The sequence below is a fragment of the Collinsella sp. i06-0019-1H4 genome (genome assembly GCF_042849575.1).
Classification (GTDB): Bacteria; Actinomycetota; Coriobacteriia; order Coriobacteriales; family Coriobacteriaceae; genus Collinsella.
In genome coordinates this window covers 1,343,142-1,369,625 of sequence record NZ_BAABYB010000001.1, presented here as the reverse complement: position 1 = coordinate 1,369,625, position 26,484 = coordinate 1,343,142, and the positions used below count along the sequence as shown (strand labels likewise).

The following is a 26,484-nucleotide window of genomic DNA, read 5'->3' as shown; positions in this document are numbered from 1 at the left end:
TTGTGCAAAAACAAGCCAGTTATCCTGCGGCCGGACTCGAGCCAAAGCCGACGATCATACCGTTCATTGTGGTATGCAAAACTAGATAATCTAGAATACAATATTGAAAACGAACGGAGGCACCATATGAATCACGTTAAACATGTCATTCCTATGTCCGATACGTCGGTTAGCATTAGCCCAGAGGATATTCAGCCAACGGTGCTACCTGATGCATTTATCCAGTCTGATATAGTCCGCAAACTCAATACGCTCAGCTTGCCGCGCTATAACCAGTTGCCGAATGTAACGCTCTACCGTGACCAGGTCATTGAGTACATCGAGCTGTGGATGGAGCCGCTTTCGATTTGTGTTGAGCAGCCCGTCATTACGCCATCGATGATCAATAACTACGTAAAGGTCGGCCTCGTTCCCGCTCCGGTTAAAAAGCAATATGGTCGCGAGCAGATTGCGCGTCTCATCACCATTTGTATCTTTAAGCAGGTGCTGCCCATCGCTGCGGTTCAGGCACTCTTTAACATTCAGCGCCTGAGCTATGATGCAACGACCGCCTTTGATTATGTGATTGATCAGCTCGAGGCATCGATTCGCGCGGCTTTTTCCATTGAGCAGGTTCCTGTACCCGATACGGCTCATCAGGTCACACGCGAGTCGCTGCTCGTACGCAGCGCGGTATCGTCTTTTGTATCGAAGGCGTATCTAATGAGCTACCTAAAGTTCAATGGGTTTAATAGCTAGCCGACGTACAAGACGGGCGGGACAAAGAGCCATTAGGCAATTTGTCCCGCCCGTGTTTTTGTTTAGTTGGAAATTATCGGCCCGAAGCCACGCCCATGCCGTAGCCGATGATGAGGCCGTGCATCTCGGCATAGTATGAATCTAGCCCGTTACACGGCATGATGATAGTCTTGGAGCCTGGCCAGCGCTCCGCAATTCGGCTGGCAAGTGCCTGGGCGCCTACCTCATTCTCGACGTGGTCGATAACGACCTCGCCGCCAGTAAAGCCTTCGGCCTCCATGGTGTCGACAATCTTTCCAAGCATCTTCTTTTCGCCACGGGTGTGACCGACGAGCTTGATCTCCCCCTCCTCGCTTGCTGTGCCTAAAACTCGAATGTTGAGTTTATTGGCGATAACCCCAGCTGCCTTGGGAATACGTCCGGCCTTGGCGAGATTTTCGTAATTGCACAGGCTAAAGAGGATCTTGCTGTTCAGTTCCAGCTCATCAAAATAGCTGCAGGCTTCCTCAAAAGAGACGTCTGGATTGCTTGCGAGATAGCGGTCGAACAGCAGGAAGATCAGGTCCATTTTGCCGCCGGCTCCGCGTGAATTGACCAGATGAATCTGACGGTTCGGATCCTCGGCAAGAACCAAATCGCGTGCCGTGGCGGCGGCATTGTAGCTTCCCGAGACGCCCTCGGAGATAGGCATGCAAATTGTCTTGTCGGCAAGCCTAAAGAGTTCGGTCCACTCGCCTACGCTCGGACAGGCGCTCGAAGAAGCGCTCGACTCCGCCTGCACGGCGCAATTGAGTTCGTGAACATCGAGCGTGAGGTCATCGACGAACTCGCGCTCCCCCACTCGAATTTTGAGGGGTGCAAATGCAAAGGTGGTATGGGGCGCGGTCGGTTGCCAATCGCGGAGGTTGCAGCTCGAATCGGAGATAAGTGCCCAGCTCATAGAGGGTCCTTTCTAGATGTTTCTCATTTATTATAGCCATCTTGCTTACCTTTGAAACGTGCATCTAGTATTGAAAACTAGCTCATTGGGATCATGTATGGAGCACGGTCACAAATAAATGAACCCCGCAGCCCAAAGGCCACGAGGTTCACATTCGTATGCTATACAGAGTGACTTAGTAGCGCACGAAAATGTAGTTGTTGTTCATGCCGGCTGCGACGGAGCTGATGATGACGCCCGTCTTGTAGTCGGAAGCATGGATCATCTGACCATTACCGATATAGATGCCAGTATGGTAGGAGTTAACCACGACATCGCCGGGTTGCGGGTCGGACACGCGGGTCCAGCCCATGAAGGTGCCAGTGGTACCAAGACGGCAATAACGGCCCGTGAGACAGTAGCTTACAAAACCGGAGCAGTCAAAGCTGTCCGGTCCAATGCCGCCCCAGGAATAAGCGCAACCAAGCTTGCTGTAGGCGCGCGAAACAACGGAGCCGCCGTCAACAGACTGGCTCGGTGCGGAAGGCGTCGGAGCCGGAGCGGGCGTCGAGGGCTGCGGCGTAGGAGCAGGAGCAGGCGTCGAAGGCTGCGGCGTGGGAGCTGGAGCGGGCGCGGGGGTGTTCTCGGTCGTACCGGCGGTGTCGTTGCGCACCGTGGCCTTTTCGGCGGTGCTGGCGTTGATACCGGCCTGCAGCGCGGCGTTGGCCTCGGCCTCGGCAGCAAGCTCGGCCTGCAGCTGTGAATCCAGGGAGTTCACGACACTCTGGGCCTCAGCCTGCTGGGCATTGAGCTCGTCGACTTTCTTTTGCGTGGCGGCGACGTTCTTCTCCTGCTCGGCCTGCTTATCGGTGAGCTGCTGCTTAAGGTCCTTGACATCCTGAATGGTCTGGGCCTGCTTGTCGGAAACCTTGCCGTAATAGAACAGACGGTTGAGCATGTCGCCCAGATCGTCGACGCCCGTCAGAACCTGAAGGAGACTCAGACCGCCGGTCTTGTACTCACCGGCAACGTAGCTCGAAAGCTTTGCCTGGCCCTCGGCAATCTCTTGCTGCTTTTGCGTGATCTCGCCTGCAGTCTGATCAAGCTCTTGCGTCTGTGCGGAGAGTTCTTCATGAATTTGCTGGGTCTGCGTGCCGATCTGCTCGAGTTTGGTACGAGCAGCGGCAAGATCGGATGCGGTATCGGCATAGGCCGGAGCCGCGAGGCCCAGGCCCAAAACACAAGCGAGGGTTGCCGTAGCAGCGCAGCGTGCCATGTTTTTGTGCGTATTTGCTGTGCGCATGGAGCTTCCTTTCCGGTATCTAAGGGTAGCGGCTAGTCCACCGTTACCAGGCTAAAGAGCTCGACGTCCTCGTTGGAAGGCGTGAGCTTCTTGCGCGGGTTGAGAAACGCAAGCTCGAGGATACAACCGTAACCCACAAGCTTTGCGCCCATATCTCGCACCAGTTTACCTGTTGCCTCAACGGTTCCGCCCGTCGCGACCAAGTCGTCCAGAATCAACACGGTATCTTTAGAGGTAATGGCATCGGCGTGGATCTCGATAGAGTCGGTGCCATATTCGAGCTCGTAGCTCTCGCTCACCGTCTTGCGAGGCAGCTTGCCCGGCTTGCGTGCGGGCACAAAGCCAGCGCCCAGGGCGACGGCCACGGGCACGCCGACCATAAAGCCGCGAGCCTCGGGACCCACGACCTTGGTGATGCCCATGCCGGCAAAATGCTCGGCCAGGGCATCTACCATGGCCTTTAGCGCTTCGGGATTACCAAAGAGCGGCGTGATGTCCTTAAAGACGACTCCGGGCTCGGGATAGTCGGGGATGTCGACGATGTGAGATTCGAAGTCGTACATGGCATGACCTTTCAGGGGAGGCTGGTTTGTAGCAGCGTCTATTTGGCCGCGCTGGCGGTGCCGGCGCGTGAGGGGGCGACAACTTTGAGCGGCTGCACGAGGGATTCCTCACGCACGGGGACCGCGGAGGTAGATGTCTCTTCGCTTTTGGCCTTGGTTGACTCTGAGCGTGCGATCTCCTCGTCGAGGGCATCGATATCGGCATCCTCCACCACGGCGTTGAGTGACTCGAATACACGGTTCTTGAGCAGAGCGGTATGGACGCCCTCGGTGAGGTCATGCAGCTTCTTAAATGCACGCTCGAGCTTGGCATCGCGCTCGTCGTCGGAAGTATCCATACCGAGCATGCTCACGAGCACCTGCTCAAACATCGAGGACTCGCGGTTTGCGGACGATACGTACTGGCGCAGGTTGCGCGGCTCGATATGGAAGCGCGAAAGCTCGGAGCAATAGCGGATGATCGGGAAATCGCGGCCATCGACAAGCTCGCGATTCTGCGGGCTCTTGATGATGCGAATGAGGTCGTTTTCGGCCAGGGAGCGGATAAACGAGATCTCGACGCCGAGCATATCGGGGATGGTCTCGATGGGATGCAGTTTTTGCTTAGTCTCCTTGGGTTCCGTCTTGAGCGGAACATCGGACAACAGGCCCACCTCGTAGGCGAGCGTAGACAGGTCCGTGGCGTTTTCCAGGCGCTGCTTGATCACGTTGAGCGGCATGTAGCGAGTCTTCTGCAGGTGCAGAATGACCTCCAGGCGGTCAACGTCCTCCTTGGAGTACTGACGATAGCCCTTAGGCGTGCGATGAGGGGTGATGAGCCCCTCATCTTCTAGAAATCTAATTTTTGAGTTCGATAGATCGGGGTATGCGCCTCGAAGTAGATTGACGACCTGGCCGATACTCAGATAGTTGCGTTCGGCCATTACCTACTCACCGGTTTCGATGCGCTCCGGCGTGCTCTCGTGGTAGATGAGCGTGAACGTACCGATCTGAACGGAAGAGCCGTCGTGCAGCGGAGCACCGTTGACGATGGCGCCGTCGACCCAGGTGCCGTTGAGCGAGCCCAGATCCTCAATACGGGCGCCCAGGCCCTCACGAATAATGCGTGCGTGACTGCGCGAGACGGTCATGTCGTTGAGGAAGATGCCGTTCGCGGGATCGCGGCCGATGGTGGTCACGTCGTCTTCGAGCTCAAAGGCAGCTCCGGTCTGCGGGCCCTTGACGATGGACAGAACCGGAGCGGTGATGTGCACGTTGGCCATAAGGTCGGGAACAGTGACATCGCTCGAAGGAACGCGGAAAACGCAGGTAGCGTCCGCAGTCTTATCGTTCTGAGGCATATTGTTAACCTTGTTGTCCATGACAACCCCTATCTAACGCGGCCACGCCGCAAAGAATGAACCGTACGTAATCATACCCCAATGAATCAGTCTTCGATTTCGGGGTTGAGAAAGTCGGTGTCCTCGTCCTCGGGATGCGCGATGGCCTGTTTAATGGCCGCCCCTCCCTTAATGGAATAGATGACAGCGGTGAGCATGGAGAAGATCACGCCGCCGTACACAAAGAAGATGCCGAGGGGCACCGAGCTGCCATTGAGGCCTGGGAATGCCGTGAACGTGGCGGGCAGCAGATGCCAGCCGTCTATGATGGGGAACCCAAGCAGCATGAGTGAGAAGCCGGTCATGAGCAGCGCCGTGGCAATCTTGCCGGGAAAGACGACATCGATGGGACGACGGTGATAATGGCGCACGATGAGCGTGCCGATACCCAGGTAGATATCGCGGCCGATAATGAGCACGCAGACCCAGATGGGAAGCTCGCCGCGGACTACCAGGCCCAACACGCCGGTAAACAGCAGTGCACGGTCGCAGATGGGGTCCATAACCTTGCCGAGCCACGAGACCGTTTTGGTCATGCGGGCAATCTGACCGTCCATCCAGTCGGTGGAGGCCGCAATAGCATAGATGACAATGGCGACGACACGGTTGTTGTCCGTCACAAACAGGTACAGAAAGACGAGCGTGAGGATCAGGCGCGTAAAGGTGATGAAATTGGAGATCGTAAAGATCTTATTCGACGGGTAATCGGAAGTGCCGATAAGCTCCTTTTTGATCTTCTTTTTGATGCCCACAGGACTCCCCCGCTGGTAAACGACAAAACTTTCGATACTATACCCGTTCTGGCGATGTCTATCCAGCGCGAGCATAGAGAGTCCAGACATATATAAGACTCCAACGGCCGTTACGGCTTCGTTAGAAACGCGCCCCACCATGGATGGTGAACCCGAAAGGCAAGGCGCGCGGGCACGGTGGCTCGGCCCGCGCGCCCGGAAGAGAAAGGACGAACCCATGGGCTACATGCTCGAGACGCGCGGGCTCACCAAGCGCTTCGGCCGCGGCGACCAGGCGCAGGATGCCGTGGCCGACGTGAGCCTTCATATCCGCGAGGGCGAGGTGTACGGGCTGCTCGGTCCCAACGGAGCCGGCAAGTCGACAACGCTCAAGATGATCTGCGGGATGCTGCGGCCGACGGCCGGGGAGATCCTCTTTGCCGGGCACGCCTGGCGCCGCGAGGACCTCTACGCAATCGGCAGCCTCATCGAGGAGGCGCCGCTCTACCCCAACCTCACCGCGCGCGAGAACCTGCGCGTGCGCACCACGCTGCTGGGCCTTCCCGAGAGCCGCGTAGATGAGGTGCTCGCCGCCGTGGACCTCGCGGACACCGGGAAGAAGCGCGCCGGGCGCTTCTCGATGGGCATGCGGCAGCGCCTGGGGCTCGCGCTGGCGCTGATCGCCCGGCCACGCCTGCTCGTGCTCGACGAGCCCACCAACGGCCTCGACCCCATCGGCATCGAGGAGCTGCGCGACCAGATCCGCGGCTTCGCGGCGGCGGGTACGACGGTGATCGTCTCGAGCCACATCCTCTCCGAGGTGCAGCAGATGGCGGACACCATCGGCATCATCTGCGGGGGGCGCCTCGCCTACGAGGATGCGCTTCGACCCGGGCAGGACCTCGAGGAACTCTTCATGAGCGTCTGCCGGGAGGGGCGATGAGCGCGCGGGGAGGTGGCGGCATGACGGGCGAGAAAGGCGGCCTGCTCGCGGGCCTGCGCGCCGAGGCCCTGAAGTCGCGCCACGCGGCACCGGTTCGCCTGGCCGTGCTCATGGCGCTGCCGATGCCGCTGCTCGGCGCGATGCCCTACCGGGGCGTGCAGATCTTCAGCGCGTGGAACTACTGGTACGCGCTCTTCCTGCCCGTGGCTCTCTCGCTCGTGGTGGCGTGCGTCGCGCGGGCGGACGCGCGCACGCGGATGCGGGGGCTTCTGGGCCTGGGCTTCCCGCTCGGGCGCGCCTGGTGGGCCAAGGCGCTCTGGTGCCTCGCGCTCTGCGCGCTCTCGAACCTCGTGGTCTTCGGCATCTACCTCGCGGGATCGGCGTTCTCCTCGCAGGGCCTCACGGCCGCGGGCACGCTCACGATGCTCCTCTGCGCGCTCGCCAACACGGTGACCGCGGCGTGGATGATCCCCGCAGGGCTCTTCCTCACGGCGCGGCTCGGAATGCTCGCGGGCATCTTCTGCCCGCTCGCCGCGCAGCTCGTGGGTGGGTTCGCCTGGTCGCTGGTGCCGCTGCCGCAGCTCTTTCCGCCGTCGGCGAGCATGGTCATCCCCACGAGCTTCATCCCCGTGCTGCCGAGCGGCGAGCCGCTCGCGGCGGACATGGCGCTCGGCGGGGCGCTCGCGGCGGACGGCATGCTCACGCTGGCGGGCCTTGCGGTCTGCGCGCTCGCGTTCGCCGCGCTCACGGCGGCGGGCGCGGCCTGGTTCGCGCGCTCCGAGGAGAGGTGATGGCCGTGACACGACTCTCCGACCCGACGCCGCGCATGACTCTCCCGCGGGCCCTGCTCTCCGAGGCCCTGCGCCTGGCGCGCTCCCCGCTCGCGGCGGTGCACCTCGTCTGCGGCCTGGCAGCCGGTCTTGCCTGCGGCGAGTACTTCTCCGTAGCCCGATGGGACCCGGCGCTGGGCGCGGACGCCTACGCCCAGTTCCTCGGCGCCCTCATGCCGCTCATGTCCGCCATCGTCTGCGGGCTCGCCGTGGACGAGGAGCGCGCTGCCGGGCGCCTCGCCAACCTCACGGCGGTCCCCTCGCGCGGGCGCGCCGTCGCGGCGAAGCTGCTCGCCCTTGCGGCGCTCGGCGCGGGCGCGCTGGCCGTGGCGCTCGGCGTGTTCGGGGCCGTGCTCGCCGTCGCCGGGCGCCTGCCGCTCGGGCCCGCTCCGCTTGCGGCCGCCTGGGCGGGCATCGTGCTGGGCAGCCTGCCCCTCTACGCGCTGGGGCTCGGCGTGGCCCTGCGCCTCGGCCGCAACGCCGCCATCGGCGCCGGCGCGGCGGGGGTGCTCCTCGCGTTCTTCTCGGTGGGCGGACTTGCGCACGGCCTCATGACCGGCGAGCTCACCGGTGCCCTGGCGACGCCCCTGAGCTGGGTGCCGCTCGCCTGGCCCGCGCGCCTGGGGTCGCTCGGGGTGGAGGCCTTCATCGACGCCGCACGCGCGGCGGGCCCTCTCCTCACGACTGCGCTCGCTGGCCTCGTGCTCACCCTGGCAGCCGCCGCCGTCCTTCTGGCCTGGTTCTGCCGCTTCGAGGACGGGAGGGCAGATGAGTAGGAAGCCGCTCGCCGCCGTGCTCGCCCTCCTCTCCGCAGCGCTCGTCCTGGGCGGGAATGCCCTGCTCGACGCCGGCTGGGGGTCGGCGCCGCGCTCGATCGCCGACCGCGTGCTGCCCAACCCTGAGATCGCCATGTGGGCGCCCGCGCCCGCGGCTGTGCACAGGGCTCTGGATCGCTGAGCGCGGCGCTAGTACAATTCCGACGAGAGTTTCAGGAGGTCTAACATGTCGAAGATACTGGCAGTGGATGATGAACGGGCGATCCTCGACGCGCTCGCTCGCGTCCTCGGCCGCGACGGCCATGAGGTCGTCAGGGAGGCGGACCCGACGGCGGTCCCGGGGATGGACCTCTCGCGCTTCGACCTCGTGCTCTGCGACGTCATGATGCCGGGGCTCGACGGCTTCGAGCTCGTGCGGCAGATCCGCCCGGACTTCGACGGGCCCATCGTCTTCCTGACCGCGCGCGTGGCCGAGGAGGACGCCGTGGCCGGCTACGGCCTGGGCGCCGACGACTACGTCCGCAAGCCCTTCGGGGCCGCGGAGCTGCGCGCCAAGGTCGCGGCCCATCTACGCCGTGAGCGCCGCTCACGCCCACCGAGTACGCCATCTGCGAGTACCTCGCCCGCCACCCCGGGCAGGTCATGAGCCGCGCGCAGATCCGCGAGGCGGTGCTCGGCTGGGAGAGCGACGCCGACGACGCGGCCATATCCATGCAGGTCAGCCGCGCCCGGAGGAAACTCTCCGAGGCCGGCGCCGATCCGATCGCGACCGTCTGGGGGATGGGGTACAAGTGGCAGCTCTGAGGACCGGGGCGCGAGGTCGCGGGGGCATGCCGCTCTCCTTCGTCATCGCGCGCTACTTCGCCTACGCGTTCGCGGCGGTCGCCACGGCGTGGCTCGCCTCGTTCATGGCGCTCTCCGCTGCGATCGACGCGGGCCTCGTCTACGAGGCAAGCTGGGGGCCGGCCAATGTGCGCGAGGTCGCGGAGGGCCTGGCACGCGACGGCGTCTGCGGGCAGCAGGACGTGCCGACGGCGTACCGCTACCTCATCCTGAACAAGGACGGATACGTGCTGATGACAGACCTCGAGGGCACGCGGCTCGAGGACGCGACGGAAATGGCCCGTGCGGCACTCGCCGCGGATCCGGGCACAGTGGAGATCGAGGGCGGGGGCTCGGGCCTCACCTACGCCGCGTTCCCGCTCAAGGGCGGCGGGGCCTGCGCACTCGCCAGCGAGTACCTGCCGCAGTGGGTCTCGCGCGACCTCGCCGGCCTGCTTCCCGACCCGCAGAGCCTCATGCTCGTCGGCGCCGCTGCGGGAAGCGCGCTCGCGCTCGCGCTCGTGGCGCGCCGCGCGAGCCGCGTGATCTCGCGCAAGATGGCGCCGCTCGCGGAGGCGGCGGGGCGCGTGGGCGCGGGGGATCTCGACTTCGCGGTCGGCAGCACCAACGTGCGCGAGGTGAACGACGTCCTCGCCGCGATGGACGCCATGCGGGCCTCCCTCGCCGAGTCGCTCGAGGCCCGCTGGGCCGCGGAGCGGGGGCAGCGCGAGCAGGTGGCGTCGCTCGCCCACGACCTCAAGACGCCGCTCACCGTGCTGCGCGCCAACGCCGACTTCGTGGCGGAGGAGCTGGAAGACGAGAAAGACGCCGAAATCGCGGCCGCCGCGCGCGACATAGCCGGCGGTGTCGAAAGGCTCGACGGCTACGTGCACCTGCTCATCGAGGCCTCACGCGGGTCCGGCGGGGCGGAGAGGGCCCCCATGCGGCCGGCCGAGCTCTGCGAGCAGGTCCTCGCCGAGGCCGCCCAGATCGCCCGGGCGCGAGGCGTGACGCTCGACGCGGCCACGGGCCCCGCTGTCGCGGGCGCGCCCGAGGCCCCGCTCGACCGAACCGCCCTGGCGCGAGCCGCCGCGAACCTCGTGGCCAACGCCGCCGAGCACGCGCGCTCGCGCGTGGCGGTCTCCTGCGACGTCGAGGGCGGCCACCTCGTCATCGAGGTGGCCGACGACGGACCGGGCTTCTCTCCCGCCGCCCTCGAACGCGGCTGCGAGCGCCTCTTCACAGACGACTCCTCCCGCTCCTCGCGCGACGGAGGCCGCCACTACGGGCTCGGCCTCCACGTCGCCTCCGAGGCCGCGAGCGCCCACGGGGGCTCCGTCTCGCTCGCCAACAGCCCCTCGGGCGGCGCGGTGGCCACCATCGCGGTCCCCCTGTGAGGGATCTGACGAATCAGGCCCTCACACTGGCATACCTCGCAACCAAACGCTTCCCGGATAATTCATGAGGCCGTACTCGTATTCGAGCCTGCCTATCTCTGCGGCAAGCGCCTCCGTCATGTAGAAGGTTTTCGTGCGGCCCGTCGACTTCGTCAGGCGGTCGTACCTGTTCGCGAGGTCCTCGGGGGTTCTCAGGGCTGCGGTGGCGGTTGCCATGATGCACCTCCCGGTTAGATGTAATACGTGTATTACTTTCTATCACATCACCCGAACCCCGCACCGGCGTTCGGTCGTATCTGCTTTTTTACCTTACATTTTGTCAACCGGCCCATGCTCGGCTTGTTCAGCCGGATTAAATCAACTGTTAAATCAATCCAGGCCTGTAGGGGGCGGTGGAAATCTTTCGAGGACTGGGGGCGCCGTCCCTGGGTCGGCTCCTCGATGGCCGCGGCTGAATTCCCCTGCCATCGGCTGCGTGGGTTCCGGCACGGGGTTCTGGCGCTGCTCGAACTGGGCGCAAGACTCGGCTGTTGGTCGTACCGGACGGCATACGTTTTGAGACCGGCAAGCTGATGCCGGCTCGAGGACAGCGGCCCGGTGCACCGGGCCGATCGATAGCGGTCTCAGGTTCACAGCGCAGCTTCTCAGGGCTCGCATATATAGGAAGACTTGATTGGCAATCGATTTTAATGAAGTCGGCAGCGCATGTCAGAGTTTTCAACAAATTTAACATGCCACCCTTTATATCCGCACGCGCGTAATTCAACTCATAAGGACCGGCTATCCCTTACCTGTGACACAATCTCAAACACACAAAACAGAATCATCAGTCCAATCATCGCATAAGAGGCAGCCGAACCTTCAAGCACTATTCCACAAAGAACAATCTCCGCGCCGCCAATAAGAACTGTTATCAGGCGCTCTGCCTTTTTGCTCCCGCCGCTCGCATAAAAAGGCGGCAAAGCGCACAAGATCACATATAGCCCGGGAAGGGAATACAGGATCGATAGTCCAAGCCCCCCATCAACCGCAGTGTTTTGCGTAAGAATCAACTGAACCCAAACGGCAATTATCACTGAGCAGGTTGTCGATAAAAGAAGACTAGAAATATAGCACGCAACAAAGTCCCGTCGCATTCGAACAGAGAAATCCGCGAACTCTCTTCGCCGCGTGGAAACAATAAGGTACACAGAAATTGCAATAGAGCCAATCAGAGAAAACAGCGGAACAACCAGCAATTCAAGCTTATTACCCCATCGATCAACCACACCCCCACTCCAATGAGCGGGAATTGTATCAGGGAGGACTGACCAAGCCGCCCATAGAATCAGAAATGGAAGAATAGAGAGGATGAAAGATGATAACACTGCAGTAATTTTTTTTGAGGCTCTCATCGATTCCGCATCTCCTTGCGCGCCCACATTCCACTCCGCCTTAAATCAAGTATACGTTTTGAGACCGGCAAGCTGTTGCCGGCTCGAGGACAGCGGCCCGGTGCACCGGGCCGATCGATAGAGGACTCAGGTTCACAGCGCAGTTTCTTGGGGCTCGCATATATAGGAAGACTTGATCGGCAATCGATTTTAATGAAGTCTACAGCGCATGTCAGAGCTTTCAACAAACCGCAGGTAAATCCGTGTACCAAAATTGGTACACGGATTTACCTGCGATGTTCATGCTTGGTCAAAAGCCCATCAAGCGATATATCCATTATTTTAATGCGCGCGCCTGAGCTTTTGGCTGAAGTGGCAGTCCGACCGCCGGCAGGCGGCCACGCTATGTCCAAAGGCCACGCCTACTCCCCGTGCCCGGCTACGTCGACGACCCAGTGCTGCCCGTCGAGTTCCTGCCGCAGAGCTACATCAGGGACGTCTTATTGGGGGACGACCGCATGGAACCCCGGGAGATCAAGCTGTACGGCTGATCCATCCGTCAACAACATGTCAAAGCCCCAAACCCCACAGGATCGCGAACGAGGGGATGAATTGACCGCCCGGGTATTTGCGCCCGGGCGGTCAATTTTATCAACCATGGGTGCGATTCTGTGAGGCCATTTTTCTGGCATCCGCCGTTTGCTCCGGTCTCAACGCACCCATCGACCGTTCAGTAATCTTTGCGAACGCGACCACGTGCGCATTTGTCGAACAATCAAATGTCCGACAATGTCTGACGGAGCTATCAGACATTCACGCACGAACAGGCGAGCTTCGCGAGCGATTGTAGGCATCTAGTAGCCCCAGCTGCGTCTTTGGCGCAGGTTCAACGTCTGACATCTTGAATGTCTGACGTTGAACGAAGCTGGTTGATAACAAGCAGGTGGAATAAACATGGAGCCCGACATCTCTCGCGCAATCGGCGCGCGGCAAGGGTCTGGCCCATCTCATATGTTGCCAACGCTAACGGTGATGTTGCCAACGCTAACGGTTAACCTGAGCGCCCGGACACATTCTTTGTTGGCTGAAACCAGCATAGCAACTAGCGGAAGGCATCATCGAAGGAGTGTGCTGGAAAGCACCCGTCTCCTTAACTGTTAGAAATGCAAGTTAATAATCTATGTGGTCAATATAATACCGTTGAACCCGCGTATAGATACCGCTCAGTCATTCGCCTCGCCCCCGTCGCACGTATCTTCATCCGGTCTGTCATTATTAATCTAACGATGCTTTGAGGAATGTAGGTGCTTCCAAATGTACTGTCGACTTCTTCTCAAACTAATCCTAAGAGACAGGGCCGTATGGATTTGTACGCTCGTTCTCGCTGCAGCCTTCTCCGTCCCCATTGCGTTCAATTCACCCATCTACGGGCCCTTCTTTATGAAGCAGGGCATGCAGGGCTTTGTCGACGCATTCAATACGCGCGCGCCCCAGGCCAGCGGCACAGACCTATCTCCAGAGCAGCAAAATGACGCGGAGCTTGCAAGATACGCGAACGCCGCCCTCGCCGCTCAAACCGACGCCGCCTTTCTCGATTCTGCCGAGAGCTACTACGCGCTCATGGGCGAAGGCTTCCAATCCGGGTCCATCGTGGGAGACCGAGAGACCAATGACGCGGCGCTCGCATATTGCCGTGCCCTGAGCAGCTCCGGCATCACGGATATCCCGGCCTCCGCAAACGACCTGCCATTCCTTTCCTTCCTGCCTTACGCCATTGCCACGGCGCCGTCTTTCCTTCCCTTCATCCCCTTCCTTCTCTCGTCGATACTCGTGCTCGGCGCCACAAGGCCCGGGACCCTGGCGGCAAAGGCGCCCGTGCCCAAATTCCGGCGCCTTATCCAGATCGTGTTTTCGATAATCGTCGCGGGGACCGCGATGCTCCTCGCCGGCCTCGCACCCGGGGGCATTTACGCCTTGGTTCTAAACGGCTTCGGGCAAATTGGGTACCCGATCGCCTTCTTCCATGACGGCGCGCTTACCACCACGACCGCGGGAAACGTCTTCACAGCCCTGCTTCTCGCGCTGCTTGCGGGCGGAACCTTGATATCCGTTTGCTCCGCCGTCCTATCGACCGCAACGAGGCGCGTCCTCGCGGGCCCCCTTACCTCCGCGCTGCTTGTCGCGGCCCCGGCATTCCCGTTATTGTCCGATTCGGCACTAGGGCATAATGCCGTGCTCGGGCTCCTGCCACTGCCCGTATTCTCGCCTATCGAGGCAACGGGTTACGTAGGATGTTTCCCGACGGAATTCATTGGCTCCGGTTCAGGCAGCGCATCGATGCTTGCCGTGGCCCTGGCATACGTCGCGGTCTTTTTTGCGGTCGGCGCCGTTGCGACACGTTCCCCCAAACAGCCTGGACCCGCGAAAAAGCACCATGGGCTCGAGCTTCTGGACGCGAGCGTGGGATACGGAAGCACGACGATACTTTCAATCGGGTCGCTTTTCCTGAGCCCGGGAACGGCGGCGGGCCTCGTTGCTCCCAACGGCTCGGGGAAAACCACCCTTCTTGAAGCGCTGTCGGGCCAATTTCCCACCCGCATCCGCTCGGGAAGCCTGGCGGCAGACGGAATCAGCCAACGTCAATCAGCCGAATTTGCAGAACTCGTCTACCTGAGCTCTTCAGGCGACACGGATCTTTACCCCACGCTATCAGCCCTCGAGCACCTTGCTTTCGTTAGGGAGGCGTGGAAATCGGCCACCGACATCGACTCGCTCTGCAGCTCCCTCGGAATCTCCTCATATCTCGACAAGTCGACCCGTAAACTCTCGACAGGAATGAAGCAGCAGGTAAAGCTTGCCATGGCGATATCGACCGGTTGCCCGTACCTTATCCTCGATGAACCGCTGAACGGCCTCGATCCGGGAAAGCGGAAAACCTCCTGCGACGCGATGCGCAGCGAAGTGGCGCGGGGACGCAGCGTGCTCATTTCAAGCCATCTACTCGACGACCTGGCAGACCTTACCAACTCGTTCTACTTCATCGAAGCCGGCACGCTCGTGGAAAAGATCGAGTCGTCCTCGCAGACGCTCAAGCAGGAATACCTCGATACATACGAGGGAGGTGAATGACATGATAGGCAAGAGCTATGCAAAGATAGCGATTGTTGGCTTTGTACTTTGTCTTGCAATGGTGCTATGTGCATCATTTGCGAGGTATAGGTCCGAGCAGTCGTTCATCGATGGCGCTGAAAATGGGTTTGGCATAGACGGGATGTATGTCAACGATGGCGCGACCAGGCCGTCTATGGCGATTCTTGCAGGCGAAGACATGGAATGGCAAATCTGTAATGACGATGGCTCTTGTCTGAGTGGTCGTTTGGCCGCAACGAGCGACCCGAATTCGTTCGATCTTCTCGACAATGATGGAGCGGATTGCGGTTCTGTTCACCTTTCATATGCATCGCGAGATGGGATGGACGGCATTCTCTACGTCTCCCACGAGACCGGCGATTTCAAGATGCGCAGGACTAACCGAGTGCCGGCTTTTATCGAGGAGTGAGAGTTCCCGGCGGTCTGCCGATTAGGCCGCCGGGGTATTGAACCCCGCATTCATCCGTACACACACGGATGAATGCGGGAAGTGTCCGGATGAAGGTGATAATCAAGGAAACAAAGCTGTTCTGCCTGGGACGGCTTTGGCCTGGACTTTAACCACAACATCGCAATCGACACTTATCAGCTCGCGCAACGCGCATGGCCAAATCTCGGACGCTGGTGCATGGAGGACCTTCGAGATTTACTGGACATCCAAATCGACGACGCACACCGCGTGCTCGCCGACTGCGAAGACGAGATGGCTGTCTACAATGCGATCAGAAACGGCGTGAAGTCGGGAGACCTTTCTGTGGAACCGCCGCGCCGTCGCGCGAGCCGACCGGGCAACCCGGGCAATCTGGTCCCGACTCTCCCGGTCGTATTCCTACGATATCGCCCCTAAATCACCAATGTGTCAGATAAAGAATGATGCAATGGCTGTGATCACGCCTACGGCGGACGCAACGACTGCGCCTTTTTTCCTCTCCTTTAGTCCGACGATTAGGGTTGCCGTAAAGTAAAGGGCGGAAATGCAGTCTATGGCAAGCAAAACGAGTTCCTTGGGCGGTTTCAGCAAAAGGTCGCTAGCAAAGAGTAATGCAAGCAGGGCAAAGCCGATTGTGTTCAAGTATCTCGATTGATTTTGCGACAACATGGCAACTTCCTTTCAGAACATGCAAATGAAAAGTCGGTACGATGTCATTGCGGTTGCAAAAAAGCCGCCGCTAGGACCGGTTGTCACGAGACCGGCGATAACTTCAGCGGTGCCAACAAGCTAGAGATCGCGCAGGCAAGCCTCCTCCTTCGCGTTCAGCTTGACCTTGTGAGGGGCGGGGCGGTTATTTGCAGATCCGTGAGAATCGCACCACGCCTTGGAATATGAATCCGCGCAGCGCCCGCGCTCAAAAAAGGGATATATCGTAATTTTCGTCGTAATTGACTCCGACGTAGATATCGCTGCTCTCGGCGGGAGATCCCTCGTCGGCATAGGCTGCCGCAACGGGTACAAATGGTGTCATGACAAGGGAGGGGCAAAGAGTTGCTGAGACGATGGAGGGTAGGCATTTCTTCATGGCCGGCTCCTTAATCTGGCCTTTGATAGTTACTCGATGTCGCCTCCTTCCGCTTTATATCCGTTGTATTTGGCGTATTTCTTTAATAAGGCAAGAGGTTCTTCCTCTCCTTCGGATAAGCCGATGATGTTTCCTTGATCATCCAGTATGAATACGGACGGAATATGCTCAAGTTCGTATTCGTCATACACGGTATTATCTTAATCTATGTATAAGGGAAAGTCTCCTTCATGGACCGAGGCTGAAATCCTGTCCCATTTTAATGGACAAAGATGAGGGATAAGCATTGTGTTGCGGTTTGATATTGACGGCGATTAAGGCGGCGAAACACGTCAGAGTCGCCAAAGTCAGTAAGGCGATAATGCATTTTCTCGGTTTCCAGCTCATGACAGATCCCTCTCTCATGGTGAAACGCATACGTTTTGAAACGGGATGCCGCTTCGATTCGTTCCGGACGCGGATGTGGACGTAACTGGTCTCGGTGCCAAGTGCGATTTCAGTGCTGTATATGACTTAACGGGAATGTCCGAGCAGTGCCGGAGTCTCCATCTGGATTGTTCCGACTGGAACATCAGCCCGAATACACTGCATAGCGACTCCAACAAGAACGTACCCGGCGTAATCCTTCCCAAGGCATGGCAATAGTCAAGATGCCGCAGCGGCAAGACAAAGACAGATTCCCGCGATAACCCTACGCTCAGCTCGTTTCTATTCACCCTGAGCGAAGGGAGTGTCGCATATGCATGCAGCGGCGCAGAACCTCCGGGGGGGGGGTATCTCCTAGAGGTATCCGCCTCCGGAGGCCAAGGAATCATCGAGTACGTCCTGATCATCGTGGTCATCGGCCTGGTGATCGTGTTCGCGGGACCCGGCGTGGCCGGAGCCATCCGCAACCAGTTCAACCTGGTCGGCAACACGGTGAACAATGGGACGGTTGGCGGCGTCGAGGGAGGCGCATCCGGCGGAGGGTCTGCAGGTACCGATTCCGCGACCGTCCAGGCGGCTATCGCCAAGGACGCGAAGGACTGGACCCTCGAAGAGCAGAAGGCCGTGGCCGAGGACATCGCCGCGAAGGGCGAGACATCGTCCGCCTTCGCCAAGGCGGAGGCCGCGATGAATGCAGGGACGAAGTTCTCGATGAAGCTCACCGATGGTCAGACGCTCGAGTACAAGATTATCGGCATCAACCACGATGACTTGGCCGATGGTAGCGGCAAGGCGGGCCTGACGTTCCTCGCCACCTCGACGGGTATTAAATCTCGCGTGAACGCCACCAACACCAATGCCGGTGGCTGGGAGAAGTCGGAACTCCGCGCGAAGATGAACTCCGGCGAGATCTGGAACCTGATGCCCTCCGATTTCCAATCCAAGGTGAAGCCGGTCAGGAAGCTGACGAACAACGTTGATGGAACCGACAAGAATGCCGCCGTGACGGCGACCTCGGACAAGCTGTTCATGCTCAGTTATTCCGAAATCGTCGAGACCCCTTATAACGGCTGGTCTGGTTATTCTTGGATCGGAAACGAAGGAACCCAGTACGAGGCCTTCAAGGGTAAGGTGACGAACAATTATTCGGGTAACGATTGCCTGAGTGTTGGCGTCGCTTGGTGGGAGCGTTCCTTGAATCCGAGCGCCTCTGCGCTCTTCCTCTATGTCAACAGCAACGGCGATCCGTCGTACAACTACGGCGCGACGAACTCGAATCGCGTCTGCCCAGCTTGGTGCTTCTAGATTCATCTGTTAAGCCCGCACGGCCTGTGCGGGCTTTTCTTTTGGCGGTTACTCGAACGGTTTGATGTTTGTGGCATAGGTTATCGGTTTGAGGAGAAATGAGGTCACACAGCGGCTCTCAGAGCGCCTGCCGCACTCCCCCGCCATTACTCCTGCGGCATCCTCGTATAGAGCCCATCCTGCTTGGCATTTCGTTGCAACAGCCCACTTGTCCACCGATCAAATGAACTGCTGGAATATATACTGCGACACGCTTGTTCGTTACAGTCGCTATTTCTGTGTAAATCGCCGCGATAAATACAGCCTATACTCGGCTGTATACCAGCTACGCGTATGTAGATTTATAGCGCGTAAATAAATCGACTCAAGCGCGTGTAAAACGCGCAAGTAGCCGCAAAAGGTGATTATCGCGCAGGTAGATTTTTGGCACCCTGTTGCTTAATCAAAATTAAGCAATTGCTTAAAACAAAAAAGGTCAGGCACTAGGTGCCTGACCTACAAACTTCTGGTCGGGACGACTGGATTCGAACCAGCGACCCCTTGACCCCCAGTCAAGTGCGCTACCAAGCTGCGCCACGTCCCGAAGCTTTTGTTTGTTGCTCTGCTCTCGCTCGCAACAGGGAGTATATTAACCCGAAACTTTGCCCTTGCGCAAGAACTTTTTTACAAATTTTGAAGCAAGTCCAAAATTGTATCTGCGAGCTGGGGTTTTGTTAGTACGGGAAGTTCTTGCGTACCCGCTGTGCTCACGATCCAGGCCTTGTTGGTATCGGTTCCAAAACCCGAATCGGCACGCGAGACATCGTTGGCGATAATGGCATCGCAACCCTTGCGGGCGAGCTTGCGCTGCGCGTACTCCACGACGTTATCGGTCTCGGCCGCAAAGCCGATCACACACCGCTCTTCCTTTTGGCGCGAGAGCTCGGCCAAGATATCGACCGTCTCGACTAGTTCGATGCGATCCAGGCGCTCGTTGGTCTTTTTGAGCTTATGGTCGGCAGGGGCCGCGGGCGTGTAGTCGGCGACGGCGGCCGCACAAATGGCCGCATCGGCCGTCTGAAAGGCGCTCAGCGCTGTCTGCAGCATTTCTGCGGCGGTCTGTACGCGCACGCACTCCACGCCGCGGGGGACATCGAGCGACGTCGGTCCTAACACGAGCGTGACCGCAGCGCCGCGGCGAGCAGCCTCCCTCGCCAGGGCGATGCCCATCTTGCCCGACGACCGGTTGCCAATAAAGCGCACGGGGTCGATCGGTTCGTGCGTAGGACCGGCGGTGATCACGATGCGCTTGCCTGCCAGGTCCTGAGGCGCGGGGTTGAGCACCTCGCAGACGACCTCGACGATGTCCTCGGGCTCGCTCATGCGTCCCGTGTCCACGTCACCGCAGGCAAGGTAGCCGCTGCCGGGCCCCACCACATGGACGCCACGGTCGCGCAGCGAGGCTATATTGGCCTGCGTCGCCGGCGCCTTCCACATGCCGTTGTTCATAGCGGGTGCGATCACGATGGGTCGCGGCGTGGCAAGCAGCGTCGTGGAGATGAGGTCATCGGCGATGCCGTTGACCATCTTGGCGATGATATTGGCCGTCGCGGGAGCCACGACCACCAGATCGGGCTCCTGCGCCAGCGAAATGTGGTGGATGGGGTCGGAGGGGTCGTCGAACAGACCTACAGCGACCGGCTCGTTGGTGAGTGCACGGAAGGTGAGCGGGCCCACAAACTCGGTGGCATGCTCGCTCATAACGACCTTGACGCGCGCGCCGCGCTTTTGCAACAGGCGCGCGATATTGCACGACTTATAGGCGGCGATCCCGCCGGTAATGCCCAGCAGGATCGTTTTTCCCTCAAGTTGCATTGAATTGTTGGGTGCCGCCGTCATCGTTAGGCTTCCTTGCTGGGGAGCACGAGCAGGCGGTGGCAGTACGGGCAGTGCGTAATCTCGCTACCGTCGTGGTTGAGGTCGCTCATGGACGACGCCTGCAGCGCGGTGTGGCAGACCGTGGGGATGTTGCCCTTGATGGTCTCGACGGCCAGGCCGCGGAACTGCTTGAGCAGGCGCTCGTAGTCGGTGAGCACGTCGGTCGGCAGCGTGGCGGCAAGCGCGGTGCGCTCCTTGGTGGCGGCGTCAATCTGTGCCTGGAGGTCGGCGGCCTTGGCGCGGGCGGCCTTGGTGTCGGCCTTCACGCCTTCCTCGAACTTGGCGATGATGGCCTGCGCGCGAGCCTCGCGGTCGAGTGCCTCCTTGTGGGCGACGACGACATCCTTGCGGGTGTGCTCGATCTTGTCCAGGCGCTTGGCCAGGGTGGCGAGCTCGTTCTCCAGGTCCTGTACCTCGCGGTAGTCAGAGCCGTCAACGTGGCGCTTCTTGGCGGCCTCGATAGCGTTGTTGGTCTGGATCTCGGTGGTGTTGAGGTCGTCGAGCTCAATATCCAGGTCCTTGCGCTGGGCGTAGAGCTTGGTCATCTCGGCCTTGAGCTTAACGTAGGTCTTGCGCTTGGAAGCGAGTTCCTTGAGCTCCGGCATATTGGCAAGTTCGCTCTTGTTGCGGGCGAGCTCCAAATCGATCTGTTGCAGCTTGAGTAGCGTAGCGCCGGCGCTCATAAGTTCTCTCCTTTTGTCACAGTCCACCATTGGCAAGGGTTCAGTATTTTAATCGCATGACGGGGGTCAACCCCGGCGTCAACCGCAGAGTTCATCAAGATATCAACGAACGGCTCCTCGGAGCGGTCATGGCCGAGCAGGATCACCGGCAGTCCGCGCAAGTCTAGGTCCTGCGCCACGTGGTAGCCCGCCTCGCCCGTCACGATGGCATCCGCACCGGCGGCGATGGCAAGCTCGCCAAAGTCGCCGAGGGAACCGCCCAGAATGGCGACGGTGCGGCACGGGTGATCGGCCTCGCCCCACACACGTGGGTCGCTGCCAAACGCCGTGGCGGCGCGAGTGGCAAGGTCGCGCAGGCTGCAGGGGTCGTTGAGCGTTGCAAGCGCGCCCAGGCCGGTCGCTTCGGGGTCGTTCACGTGCTCCAGCGAGCTTGCGGGCGCGGCGTCCAACAGCGTACTTAGGCAAACGCGAGCCTCATGCGAGCGGTCCAGATTGGTGTGGAGCGAGATGATGCTCACGCCGCAGCGGGCCGCCTCGTAGAGCGCCGCACTGCACTGGGGACGCGTCGCGCTGGGCGGGCAAAATGCCTCGGGCGCCTTGATGTAGACGGGATGATGCGTGAGCAACACGTTGGCTCCGGCTTCCAAGGCGCGCTGCACGTTGTCCCTGGTAGCGTCGAGCGCGCAGGCCACGCCACGGATCTCGTCGTCGGGGTCGCCAACGGATAAGCCTACGTGGTCCCAGGGTTCGGCGTCCGTCTTAGGATAGCGTGCAAGCAGCGCGCGCTCGAGTTGGGCGACGATCATGCGCCACCTACGATCGAGAGCAACGTCTGGGCAAAGTCGTCCAGATCGCTCGGATTCACGCGGTCATCGAAGGAGATGCGCAGCGCGCCCAGAGCCTGCTCGCGGCCAATGCCCATGGCGCTGAGCACGTGGCTCGGGTCCATGCTGCCGCTCGAGCAAGCCGATCCGGCCGAAACTTCAAAGCCGGCGGCATCGAGCTTGATGATGAGCTCCTCGGAGTCCATGCCGTCAATGTAGATCGAAACCATACCCGGCAGACGATCTGCCTGCGCGTAGTCGCCCATCGTGGCGTGAATGCGAGGATGGGCCGTAAGCGTGGCGTAGAGCTTATCGGACAGGGCCTGCAGTGTCGCTCGCTCCTGGGCCACGTGGGGCGCCAGCGTGCGGGCGGCAGCGGCAAAAGCCAGCTGCGTGCGCAGATCCTGCGTACCGGCGCGACGGCCGGCTTCCTGCCCACCGCCAAAGATGCGCGGACGCAGCGGCGTGCGACTCTTAAGGTAGAGCGCGCCGGATGCCACAGGGCCGCCGATCTTGTGCGCGGCAACGGTCATGGCATCGACGCCCAGCTCGGTGACATCGAGCGGAATATGCAGGTAGCCCTGGATGGCATCGGTATGAAACAAGGCGCCGGCAGCATGCGCGGCGGCGGCCAGCTCGCGGATAGGCTGCACCACGCCGGTCTCGTTGTTGGCGACCATAATGCTCACGAGCGCCACATCATCGCCGAGCAGCTCGACAAGCGTGGCGGGCTCAATGTAGCCCGCGCGGCAGGGCTGCACCAGGTCGACGGTAAAGCCGGCGGCACGCAGCAGCGGCAGGTTATCCAGAATCGAATCGTGCTCGATCGCCGAAACGATTACACGATCGCGCTTGCGATCGCGCTGACGGGCGCCCTCGGCAAGTCCGAGGAGCGCCAGCTGGTTTGCCTCGGTGCCGCCGTTGGTAAGGATGATCTCGGACGGGCGGACGCGCGCGCCAAAGCTGCGGGCGATCTCGCGACGTGCGGCCTCCAGACGTGCGGCAGCCTTGCGGCCGAGCGAGTGCAGCGAGTTGGGGTTGACGCCCGCAAGCTCGCTATCATCGTACTCACGCTGCGCAAGGCGCGCCTCAGCGCGCATGGGCGTCGAGGCGGCGTAGTCAAGATTCACGGGTATGCGGTTTTGACCTGCGGTCATAAGGGTTTATGCCTCCTGTGCAGCCTCGTTGCCCAGCTTCTGCAGCAGCGCAACCTCGGCAGCGGGATCTTCGGACTTAAATACGGCGGAGCCGGCCACGAGCACGTTGGCACCGGCCTTGACGACCTCGGCAATGTTCTTGGAAGATATTCCGCCGTCGACCTCGATCATGGGCGACACGCCGTGACGCTCGCACATGGCTTTAAGCTCGTGGAGCTTATGCAGAGTGCCAGGGATAAAGCTCTGGCCGCCAAAGCCAGGGTTCACGCTCATGAGCAGCACCATGTCGACAACGTCGATGATGCTTTCGAGCACGCAGACGGGCGTGGCGGGGTTGAGCACCACACCGGCCTTGACACCGCGCTGCTGCAGATGCGTGAGCGTGCGGTGCAGGTGCGTGGAGGCCTCGTAGTGCACGGTGATCATATCGGCACCGGCATCGGCATACCAATCGACCGTCTCGTCGGGGTTCGACACCATGAGGTGCGCGTCGACCGGCACGTCGGTGGAGCGCTTGACGGCCTTGAGGATGTCGACGCCAAAGGTGAGGTTGCCGGTAAAGTGACCGTCCATCACGTCGAAGTGCACAAAGTCGGCGCCGGCGATCTTGTCGAGCTCGCCCTTGAGGTTGGCCATGTCGGCCGAAAGGACGGACGGAGCGATTTTAATGGAACCCATGGTTGCAGCCTTTCTGTGCTAGTCGGTAAGTCCGTAGAACTCTTGGGAGGGTACGCGGTCGGTGAGAATCTCGAGCGCCCTATCCAAAGTAACACCGTTGTAGAGCGTTTGCTCCACGGCAAAGGTGAGCGGAATGTCTACGCCCAGTGAACGGGCGAGCTCGCTGACGCTGCGGGCCGCGACGGCGCCCTCGACCACCATGTGCGTGCGTGCCTGGTACTCGTCGAGCGACACGCCGTGGGCAAATTCGTAGCCAAAGGTGCGGTTACGCGAATGCTCCGAGGTACAGGTGGCGATGAGGTCGCCCATGCCGGCAAGGCCCATGCAAGTCATGGCCTGCCCGCCGCGGGCATGCACCAGTCGGCTGATCTCGGCCAGACCGCGCGTCATGATGAGAGCGAGCGTGTTGTCGCCCGCGCCGGAGCCGGCGGAAATGCCGCACACGATGGCGATGACATTCTTCATTGCGCCGCAAACCTCGACGCCGGTCATGTCCTGCGACAGGTAAATGCGGAAGGCCGTGGATAGGAGTAGGTCCTTAAAGGTCTCCCCTATCTGAGGGTCTTCGCTGGCGATGACGGCGGCAGAAAGTCCGCCGCGGCAGATCTCCTCGGCATGGTTGGGGCCGGAGAGCGCCGCCACGCGCGCCTCGTTGCCGATCTCGCTTGAAATGACCTCGCTCATGAGCAGTCCAGATTCGGGCTCAATGCCCTTGGTGAGGCAGAGTACCGGGGTGTCGGTGGCGATACAGGGTGCCGCCTGATGGCATACGCTGCGCAGGTGCGTGGAGGGCACGGCAAAGATGACGGCCTCGGCGCCGTCGAGCGCCTGCGACAGGTCCGTGGTGGCGACGACGTTGCCGGGCAGCTCATAGTCCACCAGATAGCGCGGGTTGCGGTGCTCGCCGTTGATGCCGGCGGCCGTCTGCTCGCTATGGGCCCACATGGCCACGCGCTTGGCTCGCGCGGCGGCAAGGCCGGCGATGGCGGTTCCCCAGGAGCCTGAGCCAATCAGCGCAACATTCATGACTCTCTCCTACTTATCGTCGGGCTCGGTGACGCGCTTGGTAAACGAGAGCTTGGACTCCTTACCCGTCATGAGCTTTTTGATGTTCGCGCGATGCGCCCACACCACGGTGATGCCGATCATCGCCATGCAAAACTTGAGACCCAGGCTGCCGTACGGAAAGACCGCACAAGCGGCGATGGGAAGACCGATGGCCGCGGCAAGCGAGCCCACGGACACAAACTTGGTGATGGCGACGGCCACGATAAACATGCCCAGCAGCGAAAGTCCGATGGGCCAGTACCAGGCGAGGATGACGCCCAGACCGACCGCGATACCCTTGCCGCCGTGGAAGTTGAGGTAGGGCGAGAAGATGTGGCCCCACACCGCTGCCAGGCAAATGACGCCGAGCATCCAGTCGCCGGGGGCTCCGGGCGCCATGATGCTCGGCGGAAAGCCATAGCCCACGTTCGCGATGAGCGGACGGGCGATAAGAACGCAGATGGCGCCCTTAAGGCAGTCGAGCAGCAGCGTGAGCGCGGCCACCTTGGGGCCGGCTACGCGCAAGGCGTTGGTGGTGCCGATGTTGCCGGAGCCCGCTTTGCGAATGTCCGTGTGGTTGAACACACGGCCCAGGATCAGGCCAAACGGAATCGCTCCGATAAAGAACGAGACCACGGCGCAGATGGCGGTCAGCAGAATCGGATTATGCATCCTTTTGCTCCTTCTTCCTAAAGAAGAGTCGAATGGGCGTGCCGGAAAAATCGAAGGTCGAGCGCATGCGGTTCTCCACGTAGCGCTGGTAGGTGTCGTTGACCAGGTCGCTGTGGTTGACGAAGAACGTAAACGTCGGCGGGTTGACGCCCGTCTGGGTCACGTAGTGCATGCGCAGGCGGCGCTTGCCGTCCACCACGGTGTGGCCAAACTCGCGCAGGTCAGTGAGGAACGTGTTGAGGCGCGAGGTGGTGATCTTTTGCGAACGCGTCTTTTCGGCCGCGTCGACCATCGCCCAGATCTTCTCGACGCTGCGGCCGGTCAGGGCCGAAATGCGCAGGTACTGGGCCCAAGGAGCCATGACGCCCAGACGGCGGTCAACGGTCTCCATGCAGGCCTCGCGCTTGCGGTCGTCGTCGAGCAGATCCCACTTGTTGAGCAGCACCACGATGGCGCAGCCGCGCTCGATGGCAAGGCCCATGACCTTCTGGTCCTGCTCGGTGACGCCCACGGAGGCGTCGACGACGAGCAGCGCCACGTCGGCGCGGTCGATGGCGCGCAGGCCGCGGACCATGGAGTAGTACTCGATGTTTTCGTACACGGTGCTCTTCTTGCGAATGCCCGCGGTGTCGACCATGCGGTAGTGCTTGCCGTCGCGCTCGACGACGGTGTCGATGGCATCGCGCGTGGTGCCGGCGATGTTGGACACGATGGAGCGGTCGGCGCCCAGGATGCGGTTGAACAGCGAGGACTTACCGGCGTTGGGGCGGCCGATGATGGCCACGTTCAGCGCATCGGGAAACTCGTCGGCGACCTCGTCCTCCTCCTCGGGCAACAGGGCCACGATGTCGTCGAGCAGGTCGCCCGTGCCATGGCCGTGCAGGGCCGAGAGCGGCGTGGGCTCACCGATGCCGAGCGAATAGAACTCCCAGATGTTGTCATTCTCGCGATCGGGGTTGTCGAGCTTGTTCACCAGCAGAAAGACCGGCTTGTCGCAGCGCTTGAGCATGCGGGCGACCGATTCGTCCTCCTCGGTGACGCCGGTGCGGCCGTCGACCACAAACAGGATGACGGCGGCTTCCTCGGCGGCGGCAAGGGCCTGGTCGCGGATGGACGTGGCAAAGACGTCATCGCTCTTGAGCGGCTCGATACCGCCCGTGTCGACGATGGTGAACTCGCGGCCGTTCCAGTCGGCCGTGTGATACGAGCGGTCGCGCGTGACGCCGCGGGACTCATGGACGATGGCGTCCGAGGTCTGGGCCAGGCGGTTGACGAGCGTGGACTTGCCCACGTTGGGGCGTCCGACGACGGCGACGATAGGTTTCATCTGCTCT

Annotated in this window: 29 protein-coding genes and 1 tRNA gene; 11 read left to right on the top strand and 19 right to left on the bottom strand. The window is 60.9% G+C overall.

Going from position 1 to position 26,484, the window contains the following annotated elements; translation table 11 throughout:
• The first annotated feature begins 126 nt into the window (after window positions 1-126).
• Window positions 127-738 (top strand): DUF1836 domain-containing protein, encoded by a 612-nt coding sequence (locus ACGHEN_RS05980; RefSeq protein ID WP_390398089.1) that lies wholly within the window; start codon window positions 127-129, stop codon window positions 736-738.
• Window positions 739-811: 73 nt separating this feature from the next.
• Here ACGHEN_RS05980 and ACGHEN_RS05975 read toward each other — a convergent pair whose 3' ends face one another.
• From ACGHEN_RS05975 to ACGHEN_RS05950, 6 genes are all read right to left on the bottom strand, one after another.
• Window positions 812-1,678 (bottom strand): DegV family protein, encoded by an 867-nt coding sequence (locus ACGHEN_RS05975; RefSeq protein ID WP_390398087.1) that lies wholly within the window; start codon window positions 1,676-1,678, stop codon window positions 812-814.
• 175 nt (window positions 1,679-1,853) lie between these two features.
• Entirely contained in the window at window positions 1,854-2,960 is a 1,107-nt protein-coding gene (locus ACGHEN_RS05970; RefSeq protein WP_390398084.1) for an NlpC/P60 family protein, read from the bottom strand.
• 32 nt (window positions 2,961-2,992) lie between these two features.
• Window positions 2,993-3,523, bottom strand: coding sequence for an adenine phosphoribosyltransferase (locus ACGHEN_RS05965; protein WP_022094518.1), 531 nt, complete (start codon window positions 3,521-3,523; stop codon window positions 2,993-2,995).
• Between the two features lie 38 nt (window positions 3,524-3,561).
• On the bottom strand, window positions 3,562-4,446 hold the full coding sequence (locus ACGHEN_RS05960; RefSeq protein ID WP_390398081.1) for a MerR family transcriptional regulator: 885 nt from the start codon (window positions 4,444-4,446) through the stop codon (window positions 3,562-3,564).
• 3 nt (window positions 4,447-4,449) lie between these two features.
• Window positions 4,450-4,884 carry an FHA domain-containing protein gene (locus ACGHEN_RS05955; protein ID WP_195239292.1) on the bottom strand — a complete coding sequence of 145 codons (435 nt, stop codon included), beginning with the start codon at window positions 4,882-4,884 and terminating at the stop codon, window positions 4,450-4,452.
• A gap of 65 nt (window positions 4,885-4,949) precedes the next feature.
• Window positions 4,950-5,654: a CDP-alcohol phosphatidyltransferase family protein gene (locus ACGHEN_RS05950; protein ID WP_390398079.1), complete on the bottom strand. Its 705-nt coding sequence runs from the start codon at window positions 5,652-5,654 to the stop codon at window positions 4,950-4,952.
• Between the two features lie 217 nt (window positions 5,655-5,871).
• Here ACGHEN_RS05950 and ACGHEN_RS05945 point away from each other — a divergent pair, with 217 nt between their 5' ends.
• The 7 genes from ACGHEN_RS05945 to ACGHEN_RS05915 are packed head-to-tail and all read left to right on the top strand — an operon-like array spanning window position 5,872 to window position 10,401.
• Window positions 5,872-6,576 carry a lantibiotic protection ABC transporter ATP-binding protein gene (locus ACGHEN_RS05945; protein WP_390397101.1) on the top strand — a complete coding sequence of 235 codons (705 nt, stop codon included), beginning with the start codon at window positions 5,872-5,874 and terminating at the stop codon, window positions 6,574-6,576.
• Window positions 6,577-6,596: 20 nt separating this feature from the next.
• The gene (locus ACGHEN_RS05940) at window positions 6,597-7,367 is read left to right on the top strand and encodes a hypothetical protein (RefSeq protein WP_390397099.1); all 771 of its coding nucleotides are present in this window, start codon (window positions 6,597-6,599) and stop codon (window positions 7,365-7,367) included.
• Window positions 7,367-8,182 (top strand): lantibiotic ABC transporter permease, encoded by an 816-nt coding sequence (locus tag ACGHEN_RS05935; protein WP_390398077.1) that lies wholly within the window; start codon window positions 7,367-7,369, stop codon window positions 8,180-8,182. Before ACGHEN_RS05940 ends, ACGHEN_RS05935 begins: the two co-directional genes overlap by 1 nt.
• On the top strand, window positions 8,175-8,363 hold the full coding sequence (locus ACGHEN_RS05930; RefSeq protein WP_390398074.1) for a hypothetical protein: 189 nt from the start codon (window positions 8,175-8,177) through the stop codon (window positions 8,361-8,363). The genes ACGHEN_RS05935 and ACGHEN_RS05930 overlap by 8 nt, the downstream gene beginning before the upstream one ends.
• A 45-nt stretch (window positions 8,364-8,408) precedes the next feature.
• A complete protein-coding gene (locus ACGHEN_RS05925) occupies window positions 8,409-8,828 on the top strand; it encodes a response regulator transcription factor (RefSeq protein WP_390398071.1) in 420 nt (139 codons plus the stop codon).
• Window positions 8,825-8,986, top strand: coding sequence for a helix-turn-helix domain-containing protein (locus ACGHEN_RS05920; protein ID WP_390398069.1), 162 nt, complete (start codon window positions 8,825-8,827; stop codon window positions 8,984-8,986). Before ACGHEN_RS05925 ends, ACGHEN_RS05920 begins: the two co-directional genes overlap by 4 nt.
• A gap of 26 nt (window positions 8,987-9,012) precedes the next feature.
• Window positions 9,013-10,401: a sensor histidine kinase gene (locus ACGHEN_RS05915; protein WP_390398068.1), complete on the top strand. Its 1,389-nt coding sequence runs from the start codon at window positions 9,013-9,015 to the stop codon at window positions 10,399-10,401.
• Window positions 10,402-10,422: 21 nt separating this feature from the next.
• Here ACGHEN_RS05915 and ACGHEN_RS05910 read toward each other — a convergent pair whose 3' ends face one another.
• Window positions 10,423-10,617: a hypothetical protein gene (locus ACGHEN_RS05910; RefSeq protein WP_390398065.1), complete on the bottom strand. Its 195-nt coding sequence runs from the start codon at window positions 10,615-10,617 to the stop codon at window positions 10,423-10,425.
• Window positions 10,618-11,168: 551 nt separating this feature from the next.
• A complete protein-coding gene (locus tag ACGHEN_RS05905) occupies window positions 11,169-11,822 on the bottom strand; it encodes a DUF1648 domain-containing protein (RefSeq protein WP_390398062.1) in 654 nt (217 codons plus the stop codon).
• Window positions 11,823-13,214: 1,392 nt separating this feature from the next.
• Between ACGHEN_RS05905 and ACGHEN_RS05900 the strand changes: the two genes are divergently transcribed.
• Together ACGHEN_RS05900 and ACGHEN_RS05895 are read left to right on the top strand one after the other, a co-directional pair.
• Window positions 13,215-14,903, top strand: a complete 1,689-nt coding sequence (locus ACGHEN_RS05900) for an ATP-binding cassette domain-containing protein (protein ID WP_390398059.1) — start codon at window positions 13,215-13,217, stop codon at window positions 14,901-14,903.
• 1 nt (window position 14,904) lies between these two features.
• On the top strand, window positions 14,905-15,333 hold the full coding sequence (locus ACGHEN_RS05895; RefSeq protein WP_390398056.1) for a hypothetical protein: 429 nt from the start codon (window positions 14,905-14,907) through the stop codon (window positions 15,331-15,333).
• Window positions 15,334-15,783: 450 nt separating this feature from the next.
• On the opposite strand, the gene ACGHEN_RS05890 is transcribed toward ACGHEN_RS05895, so the two are convergent.
• Entirely contained in the window at window positions 15,784-16,023 is a 240-nt protein-coding gene (locus tag ACGHEN_RS05890; protein ID WP_390398053.1) for a hypothetical protein, read from the bottom strand.
• A 447-nt stretch (window positions 16,024-16,470) separates the two neighbouring features.
• Window positions 16,471-16,632, bottom strand: coding sequence for a hypothetical protein (locus tag ACGHEN_RS05885; protein WP_390398050.1), 162 nt, complete (start codon window positions 16,630-16,632; stop codon window positions 16,471-16,473).
• Window positions 16,633-17,314: 682 nt separating this feature from the next.
• On the opposite strand from ACGHEN_RS05885, the gene ACGHEN_RS05880 reads away from it, so the two are divergent.
• On the top strand, window positions 17,315-18,172 hold the full coding sequence (locus ACGHEN_RS05880) for a DUF6273 domain-containing protein (protein ID WP_390398047.1): 858 nt from the start codon (window positions 17,315-17,317) through the stop codon (window positions 18,170-18,172).
• Window positions 18,173-18,678: 506 nt separating this feature from the next.
• On the opposite strand, the gene ACGHEN_RS05875 is transcribed toward ACGHEN_RS05880, so the two are convergent.
• The 9 genes from ACGHEN_RS05875 to der all read right to left on the bottom strand — a co-directional run bounded on the left by ACGHEN_RS05875 (window position 18,679) and on the right by der (window position 26,477).
• Window positions 18,679-18,755 (bottom strand) — tRNA-Pro (locus ACGHEN_RS05875).
• A gap of 80 nt (window positions 18,756-18,835) precedes the next feature.
• Complete coding sequence (coaBC, locus tag ACGHEN_RS05870; RefSeq protein WP_390398044.1) at window positions 18,836-20,050, bottom strand: bifunctional phosphopantothenoylcysteine decarboxylase/phosphopantothenate--cysteine ligase CoaBC; 1,215 nt, start codon at window positions 20,048-20,050, stop codon at window positions 18,836-18,838.
• Between the two features lie 2 nt (window positions 20,051-20,052).
• The gene (locus ACGHEN_RS05865; RefSeq protein ID WP_271807537.1) at window positions 20,053-20,772 is read right to left on the bottom strand and encodes a zinc ribbon domain-containing protein; all 720 of its coding nucleotides are present in this window, start codon (window positions 20,770-20,772) and stop codon (window positions 20,053-20,055) included.
• Window positions 20,769-21,578: a Nif3-like dinuclear metal center hexameric protein gene (locus ACGHEN_RS05860; protein WP_390398041.1), complete on the bottom strand. Its 810-nt coding sequence runs from the start codon at window positions 21,576-21,578 to the stop codon at window positions 20,769-20,771. The genes ACGHEN_RS05865 and ACGHEN_RS05860 overlap by 4 nt, the downstream gene beginning before the upstream one ends.
• Entirely contained in the window at window positions 21,575-22,753 is a 1,179-nt protein-coding gene (locus ACGHEN_RS05855) for a cysteine desulfurase family protein (protein ID WP_390398038.1), read from the bottom strand. The genes ACGHEN_RS05860 and ACGHEN_RS05855 overlap by 4 nt, the downstream gene beginning before the upstream one ends.
• A 6-nt stretch (window positions 22,754-22,759) precedes the next feature.
• Window positions 22,760-23,431, bottom strand: a complete 672-nt coding sequence (gene rpe, locus ACGHEN_RS05850) for a ribulose-phosphate 3-epimerase (protein ID WP_390398035.1) — start codon at window positions 23,429-23,431, stop codon at window positions 22,760-22,762.
• 18 nt (window positions 23,432-23,449) lie between these two features.
• Window positions 23,450-24,457, bottom strand: a complete 1,008-nt coding sequence (locus tag ACGHEN_RS05845; RefSeq protein WP_390398032.1) for an NAD(P)H-dependent glycerol-3-phosphate dehydrogenase — start codon at window positions 24,455-24,457, stop codon at window positions 23,450-23,452.
• 9 nt (window positions 24,458-24,466) lie between these two features.
• Entirely contained in the window at window positions 24,467-25,150 is a 684-nt protein-coding gene (plsY, locus tag ACGHEN_RS05840) for a glycerol-3-phosphate 1-O-acyltransferase PlsY (RefSeq protein ID WP_390398029.1), read from the bottom strand.
• Entirely contained in the window at window positions 25,143-26,477 is a 1,335-nt protein-coding gene (gene der / locus ACGHEN_RS05835; RefSeq protein ID WP_349125641.1) for a ribosome biogenesis GTPase Der, read from the bottom strand. The genes plsY and der overlap by 8 nt, the downstream gene beginning before the upstream one ends.
• Window positions 26,478-26,484: the final 7 nt, after the last annotated feature.

Excerpts from the sequence above, each read along its gene's own strand:
- ACGHEN_RS05970 (WP_390398084.1), bottom strand. The coding sequence starts at position 2,960 with ATGCGCACAGCAAATACGCACAAAAACATGGCACGCTGCGCTGCTACG.
- ACGHEN_RS05860 (WP_390398041.1), bottom strand. The coding sequence starts at position 21,578 with ATGATCGTCGCCCAACTCGAGCGCGCGCTGCTTGCACGCTATCCTAAG.
- ACGHEN_RS05925 (WP_390398071.1), top strand. The coding sequence starts at position 8,409 with ATGTCGAAGATACTGGCAGTGGATGATGAACGGGCGATCCTCGACGCG.
- ACGHEN_RS05945 (WP_390397101.1), top strand. The coding sequence starts at position 5,872 with ATGGGCTACATGCTCGAGACGCGCGGGCTCACCAAGCGCTTCGGCCGC.
- coaBC (WP_390398044.1), bottom strand. The coding sequence starts at position 20,050 with ATGACGGCGGCACCCAACAATTCAATGCAACTTGAGGGAAAAACGATC.
- ACGHEN_RS05865 (WP_271807537.1), bottom strand. The coding sequence starts at position 20,772 with ATGAGCGCCGGCGCTACGCTACTCAAGCTGCAACAGATCGATTTGGAG.
- der (WP_349125641.1), bottom strand. The coding sequence starts at position 26,477 with ATGAAACCTATCGTCGCCGTCGTCGGACGCCCCAACGTGGGCAAGTCC.
- ACGHEN_RS05920 (WP_390398069.1), top strand. The coding sequence starts at position 8,825 with ATGAGCCGCGCGCAGATCCGCGAGGCGGTGCTCGGCTGGGAGAGCGAC.
- ACGHEN_RS05890 (WP_390398053.1), bottom strand. The coding sequence starts at position 16,023 with ATGTTGTCGCAAAATCAATCGAGATACTTGAACACAATCGGCTTTGCC.
- ACGHEN_RS05965 (WP_022094518.1), bottom strand. The coding sequence starts at position 3,523 with ATGTACGACTTCGAATCTCACATCGTCGACATCCCCGACTATCCCGAG.
- ACGHEN_RS05915 (WP_390398068.1), top strand. The coding sequence starts at position 9,013 with ATGCCGCTCTCCTTCGTCATCGCGCGCTACTTCGCCTACGCGTTCGCG.
- ACGHEN_RS05980 (WP_390398089.1), top strand. The coding sequence starts at position 127 with ATGAATCACGTTAAACATGTCATTCCTATGTCCGATACGTCGGTTAGC.
- rpe (WP_390398035.1), bottom strand. The coding sequence starts at position 23,431 with ATGGGTTCCATTAAAATCGCTCCGTCCGTCCTTTCGGCCGACATGGCC.
- ACGHEN_RS05900 (WP_390398059.1), top strand. The coding sequence starts at position 13,215 with ATGAAGCAGGGCATGCAGGGCTTTGTCGACGCATTCAATACGCGCGCG.
- ACGHEN_RS05975 (WP_390398087.1), bottom strand. The coding sequence starts at position 1,678 with ATGAGCTGGGCACTTATCTCCGATTCGAGCTGCAACCTCCGCGATTGG.
- ACGHEN_RS05930 (WP_390398074.1), top strand. The coding sequence starts at position 8,175 with ATGAGTAGGAAGCCGCTCGCCGCCGTGCTCGCCCTCCTCTCCGCAGCG.
- ACGHEN_RS05940 (WP_390397099.1), top strand. The coding sequence starts at position 6,597 with ATGACGGGCGAGAAAGGCGGCCTGCTCGCGGGCCTGCGCGCCGAGGCC.
- plsY (WP_390398029.1), bottom strand. The coding sequence starts at position 25,150 with ATGCATAATCCGATTCTGCTGACCGCCATCTGCGCCGTGGTCTCGTTC.
- ACGHEN_RS05895 (WP_390398056.1), top strand. The coding sequence starts at position 14,905 with ATGATAGGCAAGAGCTATGCAAAGATAGCGATTGTTGGCTTTGTACTT.
- ACGHEN_RS05960 (WP_390398081.1), bottom strand. The coding sequence starts at position 4,446 with ATGGCCGAACGCAACTATCTGAGTATCGGCCAGGTCGTCAATCTACTT.
- ACGHEN_RS05845 (WP_390398032.1), bottom strand. The coding sequence starts at position 24,457 with ATGAATGTTGCGCTGATTGGCTCAGGCTCCTGGGGAACCGCCATCGCC.
- ACGHEN_RS05910 (WP_390398065.1), bottom strand. The coding sequence starts at position 10,617 with ATGGCAACCGCCACCGCAGCCCTGAGAACCCCCGAGGACCTCGCGAAC.
- ACGHEN_RS05855 (WP_390398038.1), bottom strand. The coding sequence starts at position 22,753 with ATGACCGCAGGTCAAAACCGCATACCCGTGAATCTTGACTACGCCGCC.
- ACGHEN_RS05935 (WP_390398077.1), top strand. The coding sequence starts at position 7,367 with ATGGCCGTGACACGACTCTCCGACCCGACGCCGCGCATGACTCTCCCG.
- ACGHEN_RS05955 (WP_195239292.1), bottom strand. The coding sequence starts at position 4,884 with ATGGACAACAAGGTTAACAATATGCCTCAGAACGATAAGACTGCGGAC.